Source organism: Pantanalinema rosaneae CENA516 (assembly GCF_050753385.1).
GTDB classification, from domain to species: Bacteria; Cyanobacteriota; Cyanobacteriia; order Leptolyngbyales; family Leptolyngbyaceae; genus Pantanalinema; species Pantanalinema rosaneae.
In genome coordinates, this window is record NZ_JBLZFZ010000002.1 from 233395 (window position 1) to 252322 (window position 18928).

At 49.9% G+C, this 18928-nt stretch carries 11 protein-coding genes and 1 riboswitch; of the genes, 3 read left to right on the forward strand and 8 right to left on the reverse strand.

Translation table 11 applies throughout. The annotated features are described in order from the left end of the window. Positions 1 to 44 precede the first annotated feature (44 nt). On the forward strand, positions 45 to 4106 hold the full coding sequence (locus ACN4EK_RS02035; protein ID WP_431655715.1) for a PAS domain S-box protein: 4062 nt from the start codon (positions 45 to 47) through the stop codon (positions 4104 to 4106). Between the two features lie 12 nt (positions 4107 to 4118). Here the strand turns inward: ACN4EK_RS02035 and ACN4EK_RS02040 are convergent, their stop codons facing one another. The 3 genes from ACN4EK_RS02040 to ACN4EK_RS02050 all read right to left on the reverse strand — a co-directional run bounded on the left by ACN4EK_RS02040 (position 4119) and on the right by ACN4EK_RS02050 (position 8694). Further along, complete coding sequence (locus ACN4EK_RS02040) at positions 4119 to 6395, reverse strand: ATP-binding protein (protein WP_431655716.1); 2277 nt, start codon at positions 6393 to 6395, stop codon at positions 4119 to 4121. Positions 6396 to 6532: 137 nt separating this feature from the next. Further along, positions 6533 to 8437 (reverse strand): sensor histidine kinase, encoded by a 1905-nt coding sequence (locus tag ACN4EK_RS02045; protein ID WP_431655717.1) that lies wholly within the window; start codon positions 8435 to 8437, stop codon positions 6533 to 6535. Positions 8438 to 8508: 71 nt separating this feature from the next. After that, the gene (locus ACN4EK_RS02050) at positions 8509 to 8694 is read right to left on the reverse strand and encodes a hypothetical protein (RefSeq protein WP_431655719.1); all 186 of its coding nucleotides are present in this window, start codon (positions 8692 to 8694) and stop codon (positions 8509 to 8511) included. Continuing rightward, positions 8664 to 8751: riboswitch (Glutamine riboswitch) on the forward strand. It overlaps the preceding gene by 31 nt. A gap of 31 nt (positions 8752 to 8782) precedes the next feature. Between ACN4EK_RS02050 and ACN4EK_RS02055 the strand changes: the two genes are divergently transcribed. Next, positions 8783 to 9220: a hypothetical protein gene (locus tag ACN4EK_RS02055; RefSeq protein ID WP_431655721.1), complete on the forward strand. Its 438-nt coding sequence runs from the start codon at positions 8783 to 8785 to the stop codon at positions 9218 to 9220. Here ACN4EK_RS02055 and ACN4EK_RS02060 read toward each other — a convergent pair. Beyond that, positions 9205 to 10851 (reverse strand): mechanosensitive ion channel family protein, encoded by a 1647-nt coding sequence (locus ACN4EK_RS02060; RefSeq protein ID WP_431655723.1) that lies wholly within the window; start codon positions 10849 to 10851, stop codon positions 9205 to 9207. The two genes, ACN4EK_RS02055 and ACN4EK_RS02060, sit on opposite strands and share 16 nt — an antisense overlap. 181 nt (positions 10852 to 11032) lie before the next feature. On the opposite strand from ACN4EK_RS02060, the gene ACN4EK_RS02065 reads away from it, so the two are divergent. Next, positions 11033 to 14638: a PAS domain S-box protein gene (locus tag ACN4EK_RS02065; protein WP_431655725.1), complete on the forward strand. Its 3606-nt coding sequence runs from the start codon at positions 11033 to 11035 to the stop codon at positions 14636 to 14638. Here ACN4EK_RS02065 and ACN4EK_RS02070 read toward each other — a convergent pair. From ACN4EK_RS02070 to ACN4EK_RS02085, 4 genes are all read right to left on the reverse strand, one after another. Then, positions 14613 to 16532, reverse strand: a complete 1920-nt coding sequence (locus ACN4EK_RS02070) for a hybrid sensor histidine kinase/response regulator (RefSeq protein WP_431655727.1) — start codon at positions 16530 to 16532, stop codon at positions 14613 to 14615. The genes ACN4EK_RS02065 and ACN4EK_RS02070 overlap by 26 nt on opposite strands. 3 nt (positions 16533 to 16535) lie before the next feature. After that, positions 16536 to 16982, reverse strand: coding sequence for a response regulator (locus ACN4EK_RS02075; protein WP_431655729.1), 447 nt, complete (start codon positions 16980 to 16982; stop codon positions 16536 to 16538). A gap of 2 nt (positions 16983 to 16984) precedes the next feature. Further along, entirely contained in the window at positions 16985 to 18679 is a 1695-nt protein-coding gene (locus ACN4EK_RS02080) for a response regulator (protein ID WP_431655731.1), read from the reverse strand. After that, positions 18676 to 18928 (reverse strand): hypothetical protein (locus ACN4EK_RS02085; RefSeq protein WP_431655732.1); only part of this gene is annotated, 253 nt, incomplete at its 5' end. The genes ACN4EK_RS02080 and ACN4EK_RS02085, both read right to left, overlap by 4 nt.

Sequence of the window (18928 nt, forward strand, 5' to 3'; positions counted from 1 at the left end):
ATGGGGCTGTAGTCGAGTCTTTGAACGCACATTGGATTCTAATTGTGGATGAGCAACCATCCGATATCCAGGTGCTATCCCAAATCCTGGCGAAAGCTGACGTGGGCTTTGCGATCGCGGCGACGGCGGCACAGGTAAAAGCGGCTGTTCAAACGCACCCCCCTGATTTGATCGTGCTGGATCAGGAACTGGCAGCTAGACATGACTGGCAGGTGGGTCAACAGTGGCAAGCGGAACCCACGATCGCGGCTGTTCCCATCATCATGATTCTGTCTGGGGTAGATCAGCGGGCAGCCGCCTTCCAATGGGGGGCGAGTGATTACTTGCTAAAACCCTGGCAAGCTACCGAAGTATTGACCAAAATCAAATTCCATCTTCAGTGTCAGCAAAATAGGCAATTCTTAGCCCACTCCGTCCCGCCAGGGATACGCCAAACTCAGGAGCAGTTTCAGCAAGACGTTCGCGATCGCAAACGTCTGGAACGGGCGTTACGGGAAAGTGAGGCGCGGTTTCGCACCATCTTTGAGCAGACTGCCCTGGGGATTAATCTAGCGGATTTGTCGGGGCGATTTATCCGGGTGAATCAATGGTTCTGCCGATTGTTGGGCTATACGGAAGCAGAGTTGCTGGAACGGACATTTCACCAAATTACCCATCCGGATGACCTGCAACGCCAACAGCAGCCCCAAGCCCAACTGCTGGCGGGTGAAATTGACTCCTTCACTCTAGAAAAACGCTACCTGCGTCGGGATGGGACGGTGATCTGGGTATCTGTTACCGTGTCCTCTGTGCAAGATGCCGATGGCAATCGGATTGCCGATCTGGCGATCGTGGAGAATATTAGCGATCGCAAACAGGCGGAAGCTGCCTTACGGCAAAGTGAAAGCAAGCACCGGGTGTTAATCAATGCCTTGCCTGACTTAATCATGCGGATGTCAGGGGATGGGATTTATCTCGACTTTTTTCCCACTCGAACGTTTCAGGTGTTGGGCGATGCTGCTTTGGTCGGGAAGCAGATCTATGCGGGCGGCTTGCCCCCTCACCTGGCAGATCTGCGATTACGCCGAATTCAACAAGCACTGCACACGGGAGAACTCCAGGTGTATGAACAGGAGCTTGCTGTGAATGGCGACATGCGGACTGAAGAAGTCAGGATTGCGGTGTGTGGTGAGCAAGAGGTGTTGGTGATTGTGCGCGATGTCACCGATCGCCGCCAGCTTGAGCAACAACTACAATCGACGCAGCAAACCTTGCAAACCTTGGTTGAAAGCACAGCGTCAGTCACGGGCGAAGCCTTTTTCCCAGCGTTAGCCCAACAAATTGCCCGGGCGTTACAGGTTTCGCATGTGATCGTTTCGCGCACACACCATCAATGGTTAGAAACGCTGGCATGTTTTGCCAATGGCACATTGTTGTCTAACTTTACCTATGCGATTGCCCACACTCCTTGCGAAATCACCCTGACCAATGGCATTTACTATTGCGATCGTCAGGTGCAAGCTCGGTTTCCGCAGGATCAGGATTTGGGTCATTTGAATGCCGAAAGTTACTTTGGGATTGCCCTCAAAAATAGTGGGGGGCAGGTGATTGGCTTACTGTGTGTGATCAGCCAACAGCCGATCGCGAATCTTCCCCAGGCTGAAACAATTCTGCGGATTTTTGCAGCGCGGGCGGCGGCGGAACTGGAACGGCTACAAGTTCTGGAGTCCCTGCATCAACTGAATGAAGAACTGGAAATGCGGGTACAACAGCGGACTCAGGATTTATTCAAATCGCAGCAAGCCTGGCAGGAGAGCGAAGCCTATCGTCGTATCCTATTTGAAACCGCGCCGATCGGGCTGGTGTTGTGTCAGATGGACGGGAGCTTGGTAGATGTCAATCCGGCGTTTGCCGAGATGATTGGTCGTAGTATCGAGGAAACCCTGACGCTGACCTATTTTGATATCACTCCCGAACGGTACGCGGCGGCAGAACAGGTACAGTTGCAAACTTTGCGATCGACCGGACGCTATGGGCCCTATGAAAAAGAATATATTCACAAAGAGGGGCATTTAGTGCCCGTCCAACTTTCAGGCATCGTAATTGAGCGAGATGGGGAACCGTTTATTTGGTCGGGGGTGACGAATATTAGTGCCTTGAAGCAGGTAGAAGCCGCGCTGCGAGATAGTGAGGAACGTCTGCGACTGGCATTAGTGGCAGCGAATCAGGGGTTATACGATTTGAATCTGCAAACGGGGGAAGCCGTGGTGAGTCTGGAGTATGCCACGATGCTGGAGTATGACCCTGCTACGTTTCATGAAACCAATGCCAAATGGATTGCCCGGTTGCATCCCGATGATCAAGAAAGTGTCGCCAATATCTATCGGGCCTATGTGAGTGGCGAAATTTCTGACTATGTCGTGGAGTTTCGGCAACGCACCCGTAGTGGCAATTGGAAATGGATTTTGTCGCTAGGAAAAATTGTTGCCTGGGATGAGGCGGGGCAACCCCTACGCATGTTAGGCACCCATACCGACATTAGCGATCGCAAAGCGGCAGAAGCGGCACTCCGGCGGGCAAATGCTGAGTTAGAGATGCGGGTAGAGGCTCGAACGGCGGAACTGCGACAGGCAAAGGAAGCGGCGGAGTCGGCAAATCGGGCGAAGAGTGCATTTCTGGCGAATATGAGCCATGAACTCCGGACTCCCCTGAATGCGATTTTAGGCTTCAGTCAATTAATGGTGCGGGATACCGCGATCGGGGAGCAGCACCGGGAGAATTTAGGCATTATCAATCGCAGTGGCGAACATTTGCTCAACCTGATCAACGACATTTTAGAGATGTCCAAAATTGAAGCGGGTCAGGTGAACTTTACGCCCACGGATTTCGATCTGTACTCTTTACTCGATAGCTTGACCGAAATGTTTCGTCTGCGAGCAGAAACGAAAGGGGTACAACTGACGCTTGATCGCGATGGTCATCTGCCCCGCTATATCCATACCGATGACAACAAATTACGTCAGATTCTGATTAATCTGTTGGGCAATGCTGTGAAATTTACGCCGACAGGTGAGGTGATTTTGCGGGTGAGACGACTCACTCCCAGTCCAGCACATGATCGGGTGGAGCGCAATATCTCCTATACCCTGGTGTTTGAGGTCAAGGATACGGGCATCGGCATTCCGACTGAGGCTGTGGATACGCTGTTCAATCCCTTTGTTCAAGCCAATCCGGGGCATAGAACCCAGGATGGTACGGGATTAGGGCTGGCCATTAGTCGTCAGTATGTCTATTTATTGGGAGGCGACATTACGATCGAAAGTCAGGTGGGGCAGGGCACGACAGTGCGGTTTACGGTGCAGGCAAGTTGTGCTCAGGCAACCCCAGATCTGGATGTGCTGGTCTGTCGTCAGGTGGTGGGGCTGGCTCCCAATCAACCGACGTACCGGCTTCTCGTGGTGGAGGATAACCTGCCGAGCCGGAAACTGTTAATGAGTTTGTTGCAACCGTTGGGGTTTGATGTCCAAACGGTGGTCAATGGTCGCGAGGCGATCGCGATGTGGCAACGGTGGCATCCGCATTTGATTTGGATGGATATGCGGATGCCAGAACTGGATGGCTACGAAGCGACTCGTCAAATTCGGGCGATCGAAGCGGTGCAGCCTCCCTATCTCCAACCTACGGTGATCATTGCCTTAACGGCGAGTGCGTTTGAAGAACAACGGGCAAGGATTCTGGCGGTGGGTTGTAATGACTTTATTCGCAAACCGTTTCAGATCGAAACCCTGCTAGAGAAAATGGCAGAGTATTTAGGGGTGCAGTATCTCTATGCCGAGGAGCCAGCCCATCTGGTTGCGAACCCGCCTGATTCAAGCCACTCGAGTGTTCGCCTGCCTCCTTACTCCCTCACCCCGCAAGCCTTACAGGTAATGCCCGTGGAATGGATCAAACTGGTACATGCTGCGACGATCGCGTTAGAACCTGACCAACTCCTCAACCTAATTCAGCAGATTCCTGCGGCTCACCCGGCACTGGCGAAAGCTCTCCAGGAACGGATTCAAGAATTCGACTTTCATCAAGTATTTGAATTGACCAATTCTGCCCTCAAAGATTTAGAACTATCCTGAGGCTGGCAGGAGCTAACGTCGAATCGGAAGTTCGATCGTAAACTCGGTGCCCTGTCCGGGTGTAGATTGGCAGGACAGACTACCACCATGCTTTTCGGTGATAATTTGATGACTGATGGACAGCCCCAGCCCGGTTCCTCGACCCACGGGTTTGGTTGTAAAGAAGGGATCAAACAGTTTAGCTCGCACCGCTTCAGGCATCCCAGGCCCATTATCGGCAATCCGAATGGCAACTTGTTCAGAATTGAGGATTTCGGTGCGAATCCAAATTTTACCGGGGTTGGCAACCAGATCGAGATAGGATTGTCCGGCAGCCAAATCATCTAAGGCATCGATCGCATTACTCAACACATTCATAAACACCTGGTTTAATTGTCCGGCGTAGCACTCGATCAGGGGTAACTGCCCATATTCCCGAATCACCTCAATCTCCGGATGTTCGGCTTTGGCTTTCAGGCGGTTGTGCAGAATAGTGAGGGTGCTATCAATTCCTTCATGAATGTTGACGCTCTTGACATCTGCTTCGTCTAAGCGGGAGAAGTTTCGCAGAGAAAGGACGATTTCCCGAATGCGATCAGTACCCATCCGCATCGATTTCAGTAGTTTCATTAAGTCCGTAGTGAGAAAATCTAATTCCAGTGCCGTAACTTCCGCTTGAATCTCGGGATGTGGTTGGGGATAGTGCCGTTGATAGAGTTGAATTAAACTCAGCAGGTTCTGAATGTACTCACTGGCATGGGTTAAGTTGCCATGAATAAAGTTGACTGGATTATTGATTTCATGAGCAATTCCAGCCACCAATTGTCCTAACGAGGACATTTTCTCGGTTTGAATCAGTTGTAACTGCGATTTCTTCAGTTGAGTTAATGCCTCTTTTAGCTGTAAGCTTTGCTGTTGTAATTCTTCATTCAGTTGCTGTAGTTGCAGTTCGGCTAATTTACGCTCTGTAATATCCTGGAATGTGGCAAGAATGCCGATCACCTGTCCGTTTCTATCATGCAATGGAGCTTTGTTGGTTTCGATCCACCGTTGTTCACCTTCGGCTGTTTGGAGCGACTCGATAATGCCTAATTCTGGGATGTCCGATGTCATCACCCGCCGATCGCACTCCCGATATGCCTCAGATTCGGCGGTTGTCCAGGGTAGGTCATAGTCCGTTTTGCCCACGATCGCCTCCGGATTGGCTAATCCGGCTAGTTCTGCCATTTTCCGGTTACAGCCTAAGAACACAGAATTGTGATCTTTCCAAAAAATGGTTTGAGGAATGGTATCAATCACCAGTTGCAAAAGCTGCTGGGCATCATGTAGTTGTTGTTCACTTGCCTTTTGTTCTGTCTGGAGGTGCTGAAAGCGGCGGATCAATTGATTTAAGGAGGTGGCAAGGATACCAATTTCATCCTGCGTTGCCACGGGAGCTTGGAGAGCAAAATTGTCGGTTTGGGCGACGGTTCGAGCCACCTGAGTCGTTGCTTCCAGGGGAGCCGCGATCGCGCGACTGGTGAGATAAGCCAGTAATGCGGCAATGGCGATCGAGGCAATGGTACTGGTCAGAATAATTTGTAATTGATGCTGCGCTACGAGTTTAGCGTTCGCTTCCGACGCTTCATACTCCTCACGACTATCTACCAGAATTTCCCCTAACTGATCGGCGACCATCATCGCCTCCGCTATAGCGGGATGCTGGGCAGATTGCAGCAATCGTTGTTGGTTGGGGAGATCAGTTGGGCTATGCGCTAACAGTTGGGTGAATTCCGTTAACTGCTGAAGGTATACTTCGATCGATTGATTATATTTTTGTAACAATTCTGCTAAGTGACCATGATGCTCATCTGCAACATGTAAGTCTGTTTGAGCAAAGGTTTTAAGGGTATCCCAATTGGTTCGCAATTGCTGGATCTCGGTCTGGATATGGGCAAGCTCATCTACAAATTGGTCTGGTTTGGGAATCGAGGCAATCAACCGTACCTGATGCCCATGGGTTTGGAGCAGGCTGGTTTGCAAGTTACCCACGAACTCAATTTCCTGCTGGGCATGTTCCTCCAACAGGGATGACTGATATTGATAATGGCTACCCAAAATGCCGCCCACCGTTGCCCCGATCGCGGCTATGCTCAGAGATAGAGCATAGCCATAGCCGATCTTTTGCCCAACCTGTAAGGATTGAAACCAGCGAATCAGTTGATTGCCATAGGGGAGCTGGCTCGATGCTCTGTTGGGTGAGAGGGTGAGAGGATCGGGGTGAGGCAGGGAGGTGGCTGTCTCCGGCACAGAAGGAGTCGAGAAATTCATAAGCTATCCCTAAACAAATCAAAACTGCCTTCACCAGAACGTCAAAGGCAACGATGGAGAAATGGAGTCAACTTTCTCCAGGTTAGAGAATAAATGTGGAAACTTTGTGAAAGAGCGGGCGATCGGGGCTAAAATCGCTAGGCTTGTTCGGGGGGCGAAGGATCAGGGCGGTTGTCCTGTGGTCGTTGTACCCGTAGGTGGGCAGAAATTTGCACCAGATTAACGACCTGATCAAAACAGAAACTGGCTACCCATTGTTTCAGGGTCTCTGCTAAGAGGGCTAAATCGGCGGGGATTTGCTCCGTTAGCTGTAAAATGCTTTGATCAAATCCTTTCACGGCAGCCTCATACAATTGATCTACCCATTCCGGCGGCATTTGGATCAAGTAGTAGCTTAACTCGTCCGCCACGATCGCGGCGCTAGGGCATGACTGAGCGATCAATTTGACATTCAACGTTTCATCAAAGTAATTCGATGGTTTGATGGGACTGCCGATGCCTAATTTGGAGACGGCCAGTAACTCGTTAATCATCCGCAAAAGATGTTCCCCATTGCGTTGAATAATCAGTAAATGATCGTGATGGGTTTGGGGTAGGGCAGGATCCTGTACCAGAATTTGGCTGAACCCCAGAATGGCATTCAAGGGGGTGCGGAGTTCATGACTCATATTGGCGAGAAACTCACCTTTAGTTAAATTAGCGGTTTCTGCCAGTTCCTTCGCTTCTGCCAGTTCCGCTGTGCGCTGAGCAACCCGCGCTTCTAAATCGGTGAAGGCATGATTTAATTCGCTTGCCATTTGGTTAAAGGATTGGGATAACACTTCCAACTCTTGAAACCCTTTCACCTCAATCATTTGATTCAGTTGACCATCCGCGATCGCCTGACTGGCTCGAATTAATTTTTGAATCGCCTGGGTAATCCAGCGAGAAGTAATTAAACCCAATAAAATTGCTAATGCCAAAAAGAGTAGACAAATCAGGATGGTGGTCTGGGTGTTTGCCCGAATTTGCGCCATGAAATCGGATTCTGGGATCACCACCACAATTAACCAATCCAACCCATAGGCATCTTGCCAGGGCGTAATATCTACAAACTTGCGCTTCCCGTTCAGGTCAAATTCAAGCTGTTGCGGCACTTGAATCCTATTCCAGGTATGGAATTGCTGTTGGAGATGTTGCGCGGTGGTCTGGATACCAGGATCCAGGCTATCGATCGCCAGTAACCGTTGTGCCTGACCATTAACCAGTTTGAAGGGCGGAGTAGAACTGGAACTCGCAACCAGCAAGCCATTCCGCTCCAGAATAAACGTTTCGCTATTGGGAGTAATTTCCTGCTGTTGTAAGAACTCACTAAATTGAGACAGAATCAAATCAACGCCAATCACGCCAATCAGGTGACGATCGCGATCGTAAACCGGGTAACTAGAAGAGATTGATAATACTTCCGGCTTATCATCCCATTGATAAATCTGGGTCCATAGGGGACGCTGAGCCTTAACCGCATCGACATACCAGGCTTCAATTAAGGGATTGTAGGGTTTAGCGGCTAACTGCTGCCTGCGATCGCCGTGGGGATTGGCAGTGTAAACATGTAACTGTTCTCCACCTAACCGGTGCGATCGCTCGTTGATCAGTAAGTCGCCCTGATCCAGACGCTCTACGCCAATAAACTCCCCTTGAGGGTTGGCGAAATTGATATAGCCCACTTTAGCAATCTGCATTTGTTTCCAAAACAGTTTACCCATCGCGTCAAAGTCTTGATGGTTGAGAATTCCGGTTTCAATCGCCTCTAAGTTAAGTTGATTGATTTGTTGGGGCAGGCTTAATTGATCTTCAAGATAATGGGTAATTTGGACACTTGCTCGCTGACGTAACTGAGTCGCCAAATCCTGAATCGACTGCTGTCCATTCTGTAACGTTACCCATCCTGTCAACCCGACGGCGGCTGAAATCTGTACAACAAACGGAACGACTAAGAGGACGCGCAAGGGAGTTTTACGCAAGACTTGCAATATTAAAGGTGACTGATTAGCTTGAGGCATTACTAACTCAATCAGCAAATAAATCTAGATGCCAGCGTTCCTTGCTAAGAGGATGCTTTTGGACTGTTACATTAAGCCGCTGAACCGCGATCGTAGCGAGTAAATGTGGCAATGTCGTGGACGGCATTCCTGAGCATTGTGATCGAATTAAGATGAAATGTTGCCGTTTCTAGACATAACCTTGCAGCGAAAACATAATTCTGTAACAATAAATACAGAAATAAGAACCGTTCATCCTCCTCTGCCGAAAGGGGCATGACGATACCAATTTGGGCGGGAGGACGGAAGTAGGGAGTTGCCCGAAGGAACGCGCTTCATCTGGTTATGGAATGCATGGAGCGTCTCATGAATCGTCAGTGGCAGATCTATCAAGATTTAGAATTGATTCCCGATGCCATCCCGGAACCGCGATCGCCGCATCGCGTGATGATGATTCGCTGTCGTCAAATTTGGCGATCGCTGGTGGATGGTGTCATTACCAATTTTTCTGATCAACAGTGTACCGAGCATCTGGAGCGCTGTTTGGCATTGACCTGGTATCGCCGGGGAATTTATCCCAGTAATCCCAGTAATCCCTGGCGTACCTTGTGGCTAATTCTCAATCAACCCCTATTCCGGTCGCGATCGCCGCTGTTTCCAGAACCGGAAATCCAGCAAATTCTCGATCCTGAAGGTCGTACCTGGTGGTGTGCCTATGATCCCAGAACGGGGCAAAAGACCTATATGGAATCGGAAGAGGAAGTGCAGCATTGGCTGGAAGAACGATTTTATCGATCGTTGTAAGGAGGGGTGGAATTACGATTGCCATCTCTAGTCAAGGAATTCCCTTGAAGAAACTGTTGGGATAGCTGAAATAGGGCAGCCTCTAGCTGGGGTGAAAGTTGCAGCGATCCCGATCGTAAATGGAGATCATGTTGTGGGAAGGGAATCTCAATTTGCTGCTGGTGCAGAATGGCAAAAATCTCAAAGTAAAGATCACTGCTAATGGCAAACTGTTTTTGGGGTTCTCGTACCCAGATTAATAATTCAAAGTTCAGGGCACTGTCTCCAAATCCCTTAAAAAAGACGTGGGGCGGCGGATTAGTTAAGACACTCTCATGATGCTGCGCGGCCTCTAATAAGGCTGAACGTACCACCTCTGGATCGGCGTGGTACGAGACACCCACGGGTAGATGTAGGCGGGATAACGGATTGTGATGGCTCCAGTTAATGACTTCCTGTTGCAAAAACCGCGAGTTCGGCACAATAATCGAAACCTGATCCAGGGTTTTAACTTCGGTGCTACGGGCACCAATTCGTTCTACGGTTCCCTTGAGGTTCTCTAGTTCAATAAAATCCCCCACCTGAACCGGACGCTCGAACACCAGCACTAACCCACTGACAAAATTCTTGGCAATATCCTGTAAGCCAAAGCCAATCCCAATCCCTAAGGCGCTGGCTAGAATGGCTAGAGAACTAATATTTAAGCCCCAGAGTTGGAGTAACACCAGAACACCCAGGGTAATCAGACTGTATTTCGTCAGAATGGCGATCGCTTCCTGGGCACCGCGATTAATCCCCGCGACAGTCAGTACGCGCGACTTTAAAAAATCAGTCAGGATGCGGGCGGCAACCACCACTCCGAATAACAGTGCCCCTAAAATTAGCAGATCGGTGAGCGAGTAAGCCGCTTGATCCAGCGTTAATACCGGAGCCGTAAAACTGGTGAGCAGGATCGAAGAGATTTGATAACTCCAACGCCGGGTAAACGGAAATAAATTGGCGATGTATAAGGCGGTGGTTCCCCACAGCATGATTCTGGTGAAGGCTAACAGTAGTTTAGAAAAGACTTCTAAGCTGGTAGACACTTCGGGGGAAGGACTGCCTGTTTCCGTCACAGGTAATCGACGGTGGATGGTTTGGGCAAAGCGATAACGTAACCGTCCTAAAACCCAAGACAGGGCAATGACGATGATTGTAATGATCACGGCAATGACGATCGCATTCCGGAGGTAATTGGGTTGCCGCTCTGCCTGGGCGGTTTGCAGAGAATTTTGCAGGGTACGCACCCAAATTTCTGCCTGGGTGGTAGGGGCGCTATTTAATCCGGCATCTAAGTTAGTGACCGTTAACAAATGGCGATCGTTTAATAAAATAGTCGGTTGATTGTTGCGTTGTTCAACCCTCAGTTCGATCGGGGTTGTAGACTCTACCGCTTCTTTTAATTGCAGGTTGACTAAGGCGGCACGTTCCCGAGCGGTATATTCGCCGGACGCATTCACCTGAAAGATCGGTTGCCCATCCAAGACAACCGTGGCTTTATCCGGAGTCTGAGCCATCCCAGGCGCTAATAGCAGTACCAGCGTGAACCAGAGACTAATTCCGATCGCGCATACCGTTTGCCAACGGGCAGAATGAGATTGAGATCGACGCATCACAAGTTTTATATACCGCAGTAGTTAGAAAGAAGTTTAAGCGAAGGACAGTTGCCTAGTCCTCAACCCTGCCAAGCTAATGCCCCTGTTTTAAACTCAGCGTCCGTCTTCAGACAGATTTGCATGAGCAAAAAACTCGGATTCAATAGGGGATGACCGTGTGTGTATACGGATATGCCTCATGAAGCGGGATGTTACAGGCAAGTTTGTGCATAATTGGCAATCAGAAACGAAACAACGGGTCAGTATCAGTCTGACTCAAACCGCTTGGCAGTGCCTGGAGCAGGAAGCCCAAAAGCGGGGAATTTCGCGCTCCGAGGTGATCGAACACTTTGCCCGCAGTCTCTCATCAACCGCCGAACCCGAGCAACTCCTCCAAGCCCTGGAAACGGAACGCACACGCTTTGAAGCGGTACTACGACAAATGCCTGCTGGAGTGCTAACTGCCGATGCGGCATCGGGGGCACTGGTGCTTGCCAATGAGCAGGCAAAGCAAATTATTGGCTATGACTATGATTTCGATCGCATCCAGGCGATTGAGGTCGCGGTGATACCCTTTACTGCCTTTGCGCCCACGGGGCAGCCCTATGCTCCGGAAGACTATCCCCTGTCCCGATCGCTCCGGCGTGGCGAAGTAATTACCAATGAAGAGATGGAATTACACCGGCATGATGGTAGCCGCGTCTTTATTACGGTCAACTCGGCACCCATCTTAGATGCTCAGGAGAATATTGTTGCGGCGGTTGCCGTATTTCAGGACATCAGCGATCGCAAACACCTGGAAGCCGAACTTCAGCGCCGGGAGCGCCAGTTTCAAACCTTGACGGAAAACGCCCCGGATATTATTGCCCGCTTCGATCGGGAGTTGCGCCATGTCTATGTCAGTCCTGCGATCGAACAAGCAACGGGATTGCCCGCCAGCCAATATTCCGGCAAAACCCATGTGGAGGTCGGTGTTCCGGCTGATCTGTGTCAACTCTGGCAAGAGCAGATGCAAGCCTGTTTTCTGACGGGGGAAGGATGCCGCTTTGACTTCGAGTTTATGACGGCTGAAGGGATGCGCTACTATCAAACCCAGATGGTAACGGAGTTGGCAGCTGATGGTGCGGTTGAGTCTCTGTTAGGCATTACCCGCGATGTGACAGACTATAAGCAGGTAGAGCAAGCCCTGCGTCGCAGTGAGGAACTGTATCGTTCCTTGGTCGCCTCCTTGCCGCAATTAGTCTGTATAGCTGATGCTGAAGGACTCACCTACTATTGCAATCAGACCTGGACTGACTTCACGGGATTAGCGCTGGAGCAAACCCAGGGCAACGGTTGGCAACAGGTATTTCATCCCCAGGATATCCCGATCGTGTTTCGCCGTTGGGTGCAAGCCTTACGACATGGGGAGAGTTATGCACTGGAATGCCGGATTCGTCGATCGGATGGAGTATATCGCTGGCATTTGAGCCGAATTACTCCAATTCGGGCAAGTGGCGATCGCATTATCGCCTGGTTAGGCACCGCCACGGATATTGATGAGCAGAAACGCACCGAACAAACGCAGCGCTTTTTAGCCCAGGCTTCCTGTACCTTTGCTGCTGCCAACTTAAATCTGCACGTTTTGTTAGATACGATTACCCATTTGGTGAGCGAGTTTACCCAGGATGTTTGTGTGTTGAGCTTACTGTCTGCCGATCGCCAATGGTTTACCCATGCGTCCTGCTACCATCCTGAAGCACCGGTTCAACAATTGGTCAGACAACTGCTAGAAGCCCATCCCCGTAAGGCGGATGAGGGGATGAGTGGCCAAGTATTACAAACAGGTGAACCGCTCTTATTGAGCAGAGCCGCCGATGCCACCAGATTTCGGGCGATGGTTAGACCAGCCTACCAGGGGTATTTAGAGCAGTTTAGTGTGTGCAGTGTATTAGTCGTGCCGTTAACTGTGCAGGGAGAAACGATCGGCACCTTAAGTTTAACGCGCCATGATCCGGCGGAACCGCATCAGCCCAGGGATATCAGCCTATTTCAGGATCTCGCGGATCGGGCTGCTATGGCGATCGCGAATGCCCGACTTTACCAGCAGGCAGAACAGGCGCGGCACCGGGCAGAACAAACTGCCGATCGCAATGCCCGTCTGCAATTAGTGACGGCTGCTCTATCGGAATCATTAACTCCGGCTCAGGTGGCGGCGGTGGTGGTGGAACAAAGTCAAGCAGTCTTACAGGCTATGGCAGCCGTTGTGGCTGTAGTAACGACCGATCCAACTGAGCTAGAGGTGATTCACTCCGTTGGCTATCCCCCTGCTCTTATGGAGCAATGGCAACGGTTTGCCGTGACAACCCCTGTCGCTTTGGCAGAAACGGTACGCACTAAAACGCCAATTTGGGAGGAAAGTTTGACCGAGCGCAGCCAGCGCTATCCCCACATGCAGCAGCTTTATGCCCGGACGAACTATGCCGGTTGGATTTCCTTACCGTTGATCGTTGAAGGTCGGGCGATCGGGGGTATGTCCCTCAGTTTTGCCCAAGTTCCTACCTTAACCGAGGACGATCGGGCATTTATGTTGGCACTGGCGCAGCAATGTGCTCAGGCGATCGGGCGGGCACAACTGTATGAAGCGGAACAACGGGCAAGAGCCGAAGCCGAAGCCGCCAACCGGATGAAAGATGAATTTCTGGCCGTGTTGTCCCATGAACTGCGAACCCCAATGAATCCGATTTTAGGCTGGGCAAAGCTGTTGCAATCTGGGCGATTAACACCGGAAAAAACCGTGATCGCCGTGGAGACGATCGAACGTAATGCCAAATTGCAGGTGCAACTGATTGAAGATCTATTAGATATTTCGCGCATTCTGCGAGGCAAGATTAGTTTAAATAGCTATCCGGTTGATTTAGCGGTGACGATTCGAGCGGCGATCGACACGGTACGGTTAGCGGCTGAAGCCAAAGCCATTCAGATTCATACTCAGTTTCAACCACAGGTCGGTTGTGTGCTGGGGGATGCCACTCGGTTACAACAGGTATTCTGGAATCTTCTGACCAATGCAGTGAAATTTACCTCCACCCAAGGTCGGATTGATATTGCGCTGGAGCAGGTGGATGACCTGGTACAGATTCAAATTCAGGATACGGGTCAGGGGATTCAACCAGAATTCCTACCCTATGTGTTTGATACCTTCCGGCAAGCGGATAGTAGCATGACCCGATCGTTTGGTGGGTTAGGGTTAGGACTCTCGATCGTGCGATACATTGTGGAGTTGCATGGTGGTAGCGTCGAGGCGGCAAGTCCCGGTGAGGCTCAAGGATCAACCTTTACTGTGCGGTTACCATTAATCAATCGCATTGAAATGGTGAATCAGAATCCGATAGATTCAGCACTTCCAATTCACTCTATTCCTCACCCAGGTCTGCCTACACCCTTAGCTGGACTCAACATCCTAGTGGTTGATGATGAAGTGGATAATTTAGAACTGGTGCAATTTATCCTGGAGCAGGCTGGGGCAACCGTCATTTCTGTCACTGCTGCTGTGGCGGCTCTGGAACAATTACGCCAAAATCAACTCGATGTGTTGCTGGCGGATATTGGTATGCCTGAAATGGATGGTTATGCCTTACTGCGGCATTTGCGTACCTTACCCCCTGAGCAGGGCGGCAGGATTCCCGCGATCGCATTAACCGCCTATACAGCAGAGCGCGATCGGCAAACAGCCCTGGAGGTTGGGTTTCAAACTCATCTGGCAAAACCAGTAGATCCTCATATCATCATCAAGACAATTAAGGATGTGTTGAGGCAGGATTAGAAGATAAGGCGGCGTGAATGGATTGCAACAGTTCGCGAATTGTGTAGGGTTTGGGTAAAAACCTGTGGATGCCTAAATGTTCCGCCGAAGCGGATTGGTAATTATGGAGTAGCCCACTAACCGCAATAATTTTAACATCAGGATTAATTTCGTGTAAGGTGCGAATTGTTGTAGGGCCGTCGATCGAGGGCATCATCATATCCACAATCACTAAGCGCACCTCCTGTTGATGTTGGGCATATAACGCGATCGCTTCAACGCCATCACCAGCGGTAAGAACCCGGTAATTATAGGTTTCTAGGGATGCCTTGGTGACTTCTCGAATGGGGGCTTCATCGTCCACAACCAGGATTAATTCGCGCTGACCAGTGAATAGTTCTGAGCTACCAACGTCTAGATTCTGCTCGGCGATCACGGCTGGCAGGAACACCTTAAACTGAGTGCCTTGACCCAGAGAACTGCCTACGGTAATGAAGCCGCGATGACTTTTAATAATGCCGATCGCCGTTGATAACCCCAAGCCTGTACCTTTGCCCGGTTCCTTGGTGGTAAAAAATGGCTCAAAAATCCGCTCAAATAACTCTTTGGGCATGCCCATGCCAGTATCGGCAACTGTAATCGCAATATACTTGCCGGGTTTAGCCTCCAAATTCAGGCGGGCATAACTGGCATCGATCGTCAGATTTTCGGCGATGATTTTGAGCATACCGCCCTCTGGCATAGCATCCCGCGCATTTACACACAAATTCATGAGTACCTGGTGAAGCTGAGTGGCATTGCCAGTCACTGTCCATAAATTTGCGGCGGTTTCTACCTGTAATTCGATCGATTTTGGGAACGTTTCCCGGACAATTTGTTGAATTTCTCGAATCAAATGTCTGGTTTGCAGAATCGTGACTTTGCCCTCGACTCCTCGCGCAAACGACAACACCTGTTTCACCAGTTCCGCCCCTCGTTTGGCATTTGATTCCAAGACCTGTAACATCTGCAAGCTCCGCTCATCTAGATTGACCAGCTTCATTTGCAGCAATTGGGCAGTGGCTAAAACGGGAGTCAAAATATTATTCAAATCATGGGCAATGCCACTCGCTAGAGTCCCAATACTTTCCAGGCGTTGAGCGCGGAAAAATTGGGCTTCCAGTTGTTTTTTCCCAGTTACATCAGTGCTGACAACCAGAATGAATTTGGGATTGCCTTCTTCATCGCGCACGAGAGTCCAGCGACTCTCCACAATAATTTCCTGTCCTGTTTTGGTAATTTGATTTAATTCTCCTTGCCATTCCTGGTGAGTGAGGAGTTCCTGTTGGGCTGCCAGGAATTGCTGGGCTGGATCCTGATACAGGATCTCCGAAATCGGTTGACCCAGGACTTCTTCCGCCTTCCACCCATACAGTTTTTCTGCCCCTTTATTCCAAAATAAGATGCGGTTGTGGGCATCTCGTACCAGAATGGCATCGGTGGCAATATCTAACAGCGCGGCTTGCTCGCGAATCTTTTGTTCGGCTCGCTTTCGTTCGATCGCATACCGAATCGATCGCACCAGCAATTCTCCAGTAATCTGACCTTTGACCAAATAATCCTGGGCACCCTCTTGTACCGCCTTTAAGGCAAGGGTTTCATCATTCAATCCAGTTGTCACCACGATCGGCACTTCTTGCTCCCGTTGATGGAGTTGGGTAAAGGTGTCAAATCCCTGGCTATCGGGCAAAAATAGGTCTAACAAAATTACGTCAAACTTCCCAGCGCTGAGACGTTCCAGACCTTGACTTAAACAGTTGCTATAGTCAAGCTGGATCGGAACAGACGTAACATCCCGTAGGAGTTCTTGCAGTAATCGGCGATCGCCAGGATTATCTTCAATCAGCAAAACCCGAATAGCCGCTTGGTTTTCCATCTTTTACTCCGATGGTAATTTAACGATGGTTAACCAGAAATTCTCAATGGATTTAACACTATTGATGAACTGCCCCAAATCAATGGGTTTCGTGATGTAACAGTTCGCATAAAGACTGTAAGCGCTAATAATATCCTCTTCGGCTTGAGATGTGGTAAACACAATGACTGGAATATGTTTGAGTAAAGGATTACTTTTAATAATCTGTAATACTTCTAACCCATTCCGACGTGGTAAATTCAAGTCCAGTAAAACGAGATCGGGATGCGGCGCTTGGTCATAGGGGGCAGTTCGTTGCAAAAAGGCGATCGCTTTTTCCCCATCTTCTACTACATTCAGATGATTATGGATCTTGCCCTCTTTTAGCACTTCCTGCGTCAGCCGAATATCTCCCGGATTATCTTCTACCAGCAAAATCTCGATCGGTCTAGCAACATTCCGGGAATTCACAATTAATGTTCTCCTCTGTCTGGAATTGTGAAGTAGAATGTTGCGCCTTGCCCCAACTCAGACTGTACCCAAATTCGCCCACCATGACGCTCAACAATTTTTTTGCAAATTGCCAGTCCAATCCCAGTACCAGGGTAATCGATCCGATTATGTAAACGTTGAAAGATTACAAAAATTCGCTCAGCATACTGGGGATCAATGCCAATCCCATGGTCTTGCACCGAGAACAACCAGCCTTGCTCCTGGCGACTGGCTTGAATCCAAACGTGGGGGGCAACGGTATCGGCAAACTTAATCGCATTACTGATCAAATTCTGAAATAGCTGAGTCAGTTGCGTGGCATCTGCCTGAATGGTTGGTAAATCTGCGTAGGTGACAATCGCCTGCCGTTCAGCGATCGCCACTGCCAAATTTGCGATCGCGCCAGTGACCGCCTCGGTGCAACTCGTGAGGGCAAACGCCTGTCCTCGGGTGCCAATGCGGGAATAGCTCAATAGATCATTGATCAGGGTACGCATCCGTCCCGCCCCGTCTACAGCATAGTGAATAAAGTCATCCGCATCCGCATCTAGCTGACCTTTGTAACGCTGCTCCAGTAATTGCAGGTAGCTGGTTACCATCCGCAGGGGTTCTTGTAAGTCGTGGGAGGCAACATAGGCAAATTGTTGCAGTTCAGCATTAGAACGAACTAATTCCTGTCGTTGTAGGATTTCTTGTTCGAGTAACTGGGATTGGGTCAGTGCAATGCCAATTTGATCGGCAAGCTGTTGGAGTAATTCCGCTTCAAAGTCAGTCCACTGGCGAGAATCAGCACATTGGTGAGCAATCAGCAGTCCCCACAAATCTTCCTTGGTTAGAATCGGAATCACCAGTTTTGCTCTCACCTGAAACTGCCGCAAAAACTCCACCAGGCAAGGTGAAACCTCATGATTATGCTCAATATCATGCAAGCGGCGGATCTGCCCCTGGCGATATTGTTCTCGGCTGCTTTCGGGAAACACTTCCTCGGGAAAGATGTGCCCCATGATGCTGGGAAAACCGGGCAGCACTGCCTCCGCCATGCCACTGCCTGTCCCATTTGACCATAGCCGATAAATCAGCACCCGATCGGCGTGGAGAATTTTCTGGACTTCAGTCACCGCCGTTTGCAGAATGTCATCTAAATGCAGCGATCGGCGGATTTTCAGTGTTACGTCTGCGAACAGTTGCGATCGTTGGTTTTGCCGTCTAATCGCCGCTTCTGCCTGTTGACGCTCCTGAATTTCATATTCCAATCGGGCATTTTGGGTCTGGAGTTGTCTGGTTAATGTTTGCACCCGCAAATGGGTTTGGACGCGGGCAACCACCTCCTCATACTGAAGTGGCTTGGTAATGAAATCCACCGCCCCAAGAGTGAAGCCTTTCACCTTATCCAGGGTGTCACTGAGCGCTGTCAAAAAAATAATGGGAATGGCTTGAGTTGCCTGACTGGCTTTCAGGCGACGACAGGTTTCAAAGCCGTCCATTCCGGGCATGAGAATGTCTAGCAGAATGAGATCGGGAGTGGCATAGTGGGCTTTTTCTAACGCACTTTCCCCATCCTCCGCAAACAGCACTTTAAATCCCGCCTGATTCAAAAAATCAAACAACACCTCTAAATTCGTTGGGGTGTCATCCACAACCAAAATAGTTCCTGTTTCAGTCGTTGGCTGATTCATGGCTGTGCCTGATAATGTTTGATCAGTTCAATCGCTTGTTTGCCCTTAAAGCTTTTTGCCAGGTGGCGCAGTTGGGTAGTAAAGACTGTCCAAGCTGGCTCGGACTGCTCCAGATGCTGCGTGTACTCCACAACTCCCTTCAGATCGCCCCTGAGCGCTAGATCCAGTAGCGTATTGATCGCTTGCTGCCCTGGAATAGCGGCGGGGGCAAGAGCCGGAAAGGGGGAGACCTGTCTCTTATACACATCT

Bases quoted from the DNA above. Each gene is read 5' to 3' on its own strand.
- ACN4EK_RS02040 (WP_431655716.1), bottom strand. From the start codon at position 6,395: ATGAATTTCTCGACTCCTTCTGTGCCGGAGACAGCCACCTCCCTGCCT.
- ACN4EK_RS02045 (WP_431655717.1), bottom strand. From the start codon at position 8,437: ATGCCTCAAGCTAATCAGTCACCTTTAATATTGCAAGTCTTGCGTAAA.
- ACN4EK_RS02050 (WP_431655719.1), bottom strand. From the start codon at position 8,694: ATGCCCCTTTCGGCAGAGGAGGATGAACGGTTCTTATTTCTGTATTTA.
- ACN4EK_RS02055 (WP_431655721.1), top strand. From the start codon at position 8,783: ATGAATCGTCAGTGGCAGATCTATCAAGATTTAGAATTGATTCCCGAT.
- ACN4EK_RS02060 (WP_431655723.1), bottom strand. From the start codon at position 10,851: ATGCGTCGATCTCAATCTCATTCTGCCCGTTGGCAAACGGTATGCGCG.
- ACN4EK_RS02065 (WP_431655725.1), top strand. From the start codon at position 11,033: ATGAAGCGGGATGTTACAGGCAAGTTTGTGCATAATTGGCAATCAGAA.
- ACN4EK_RS02070 (WP_431655727.1), bottom strand. From the start codon at position 16,532: ATGGAAAACCAAGCGGCTATTCGGGTTTTGCTGATTGAAGATAATCCT.
- ACN4EK_RS02080 (WP_431655731.1), bottom strand. From the start codon at position 18,679: ATGAATCAGCCAACGACTGAAACAGGAACTATTTTGGTTGTGGATGAC.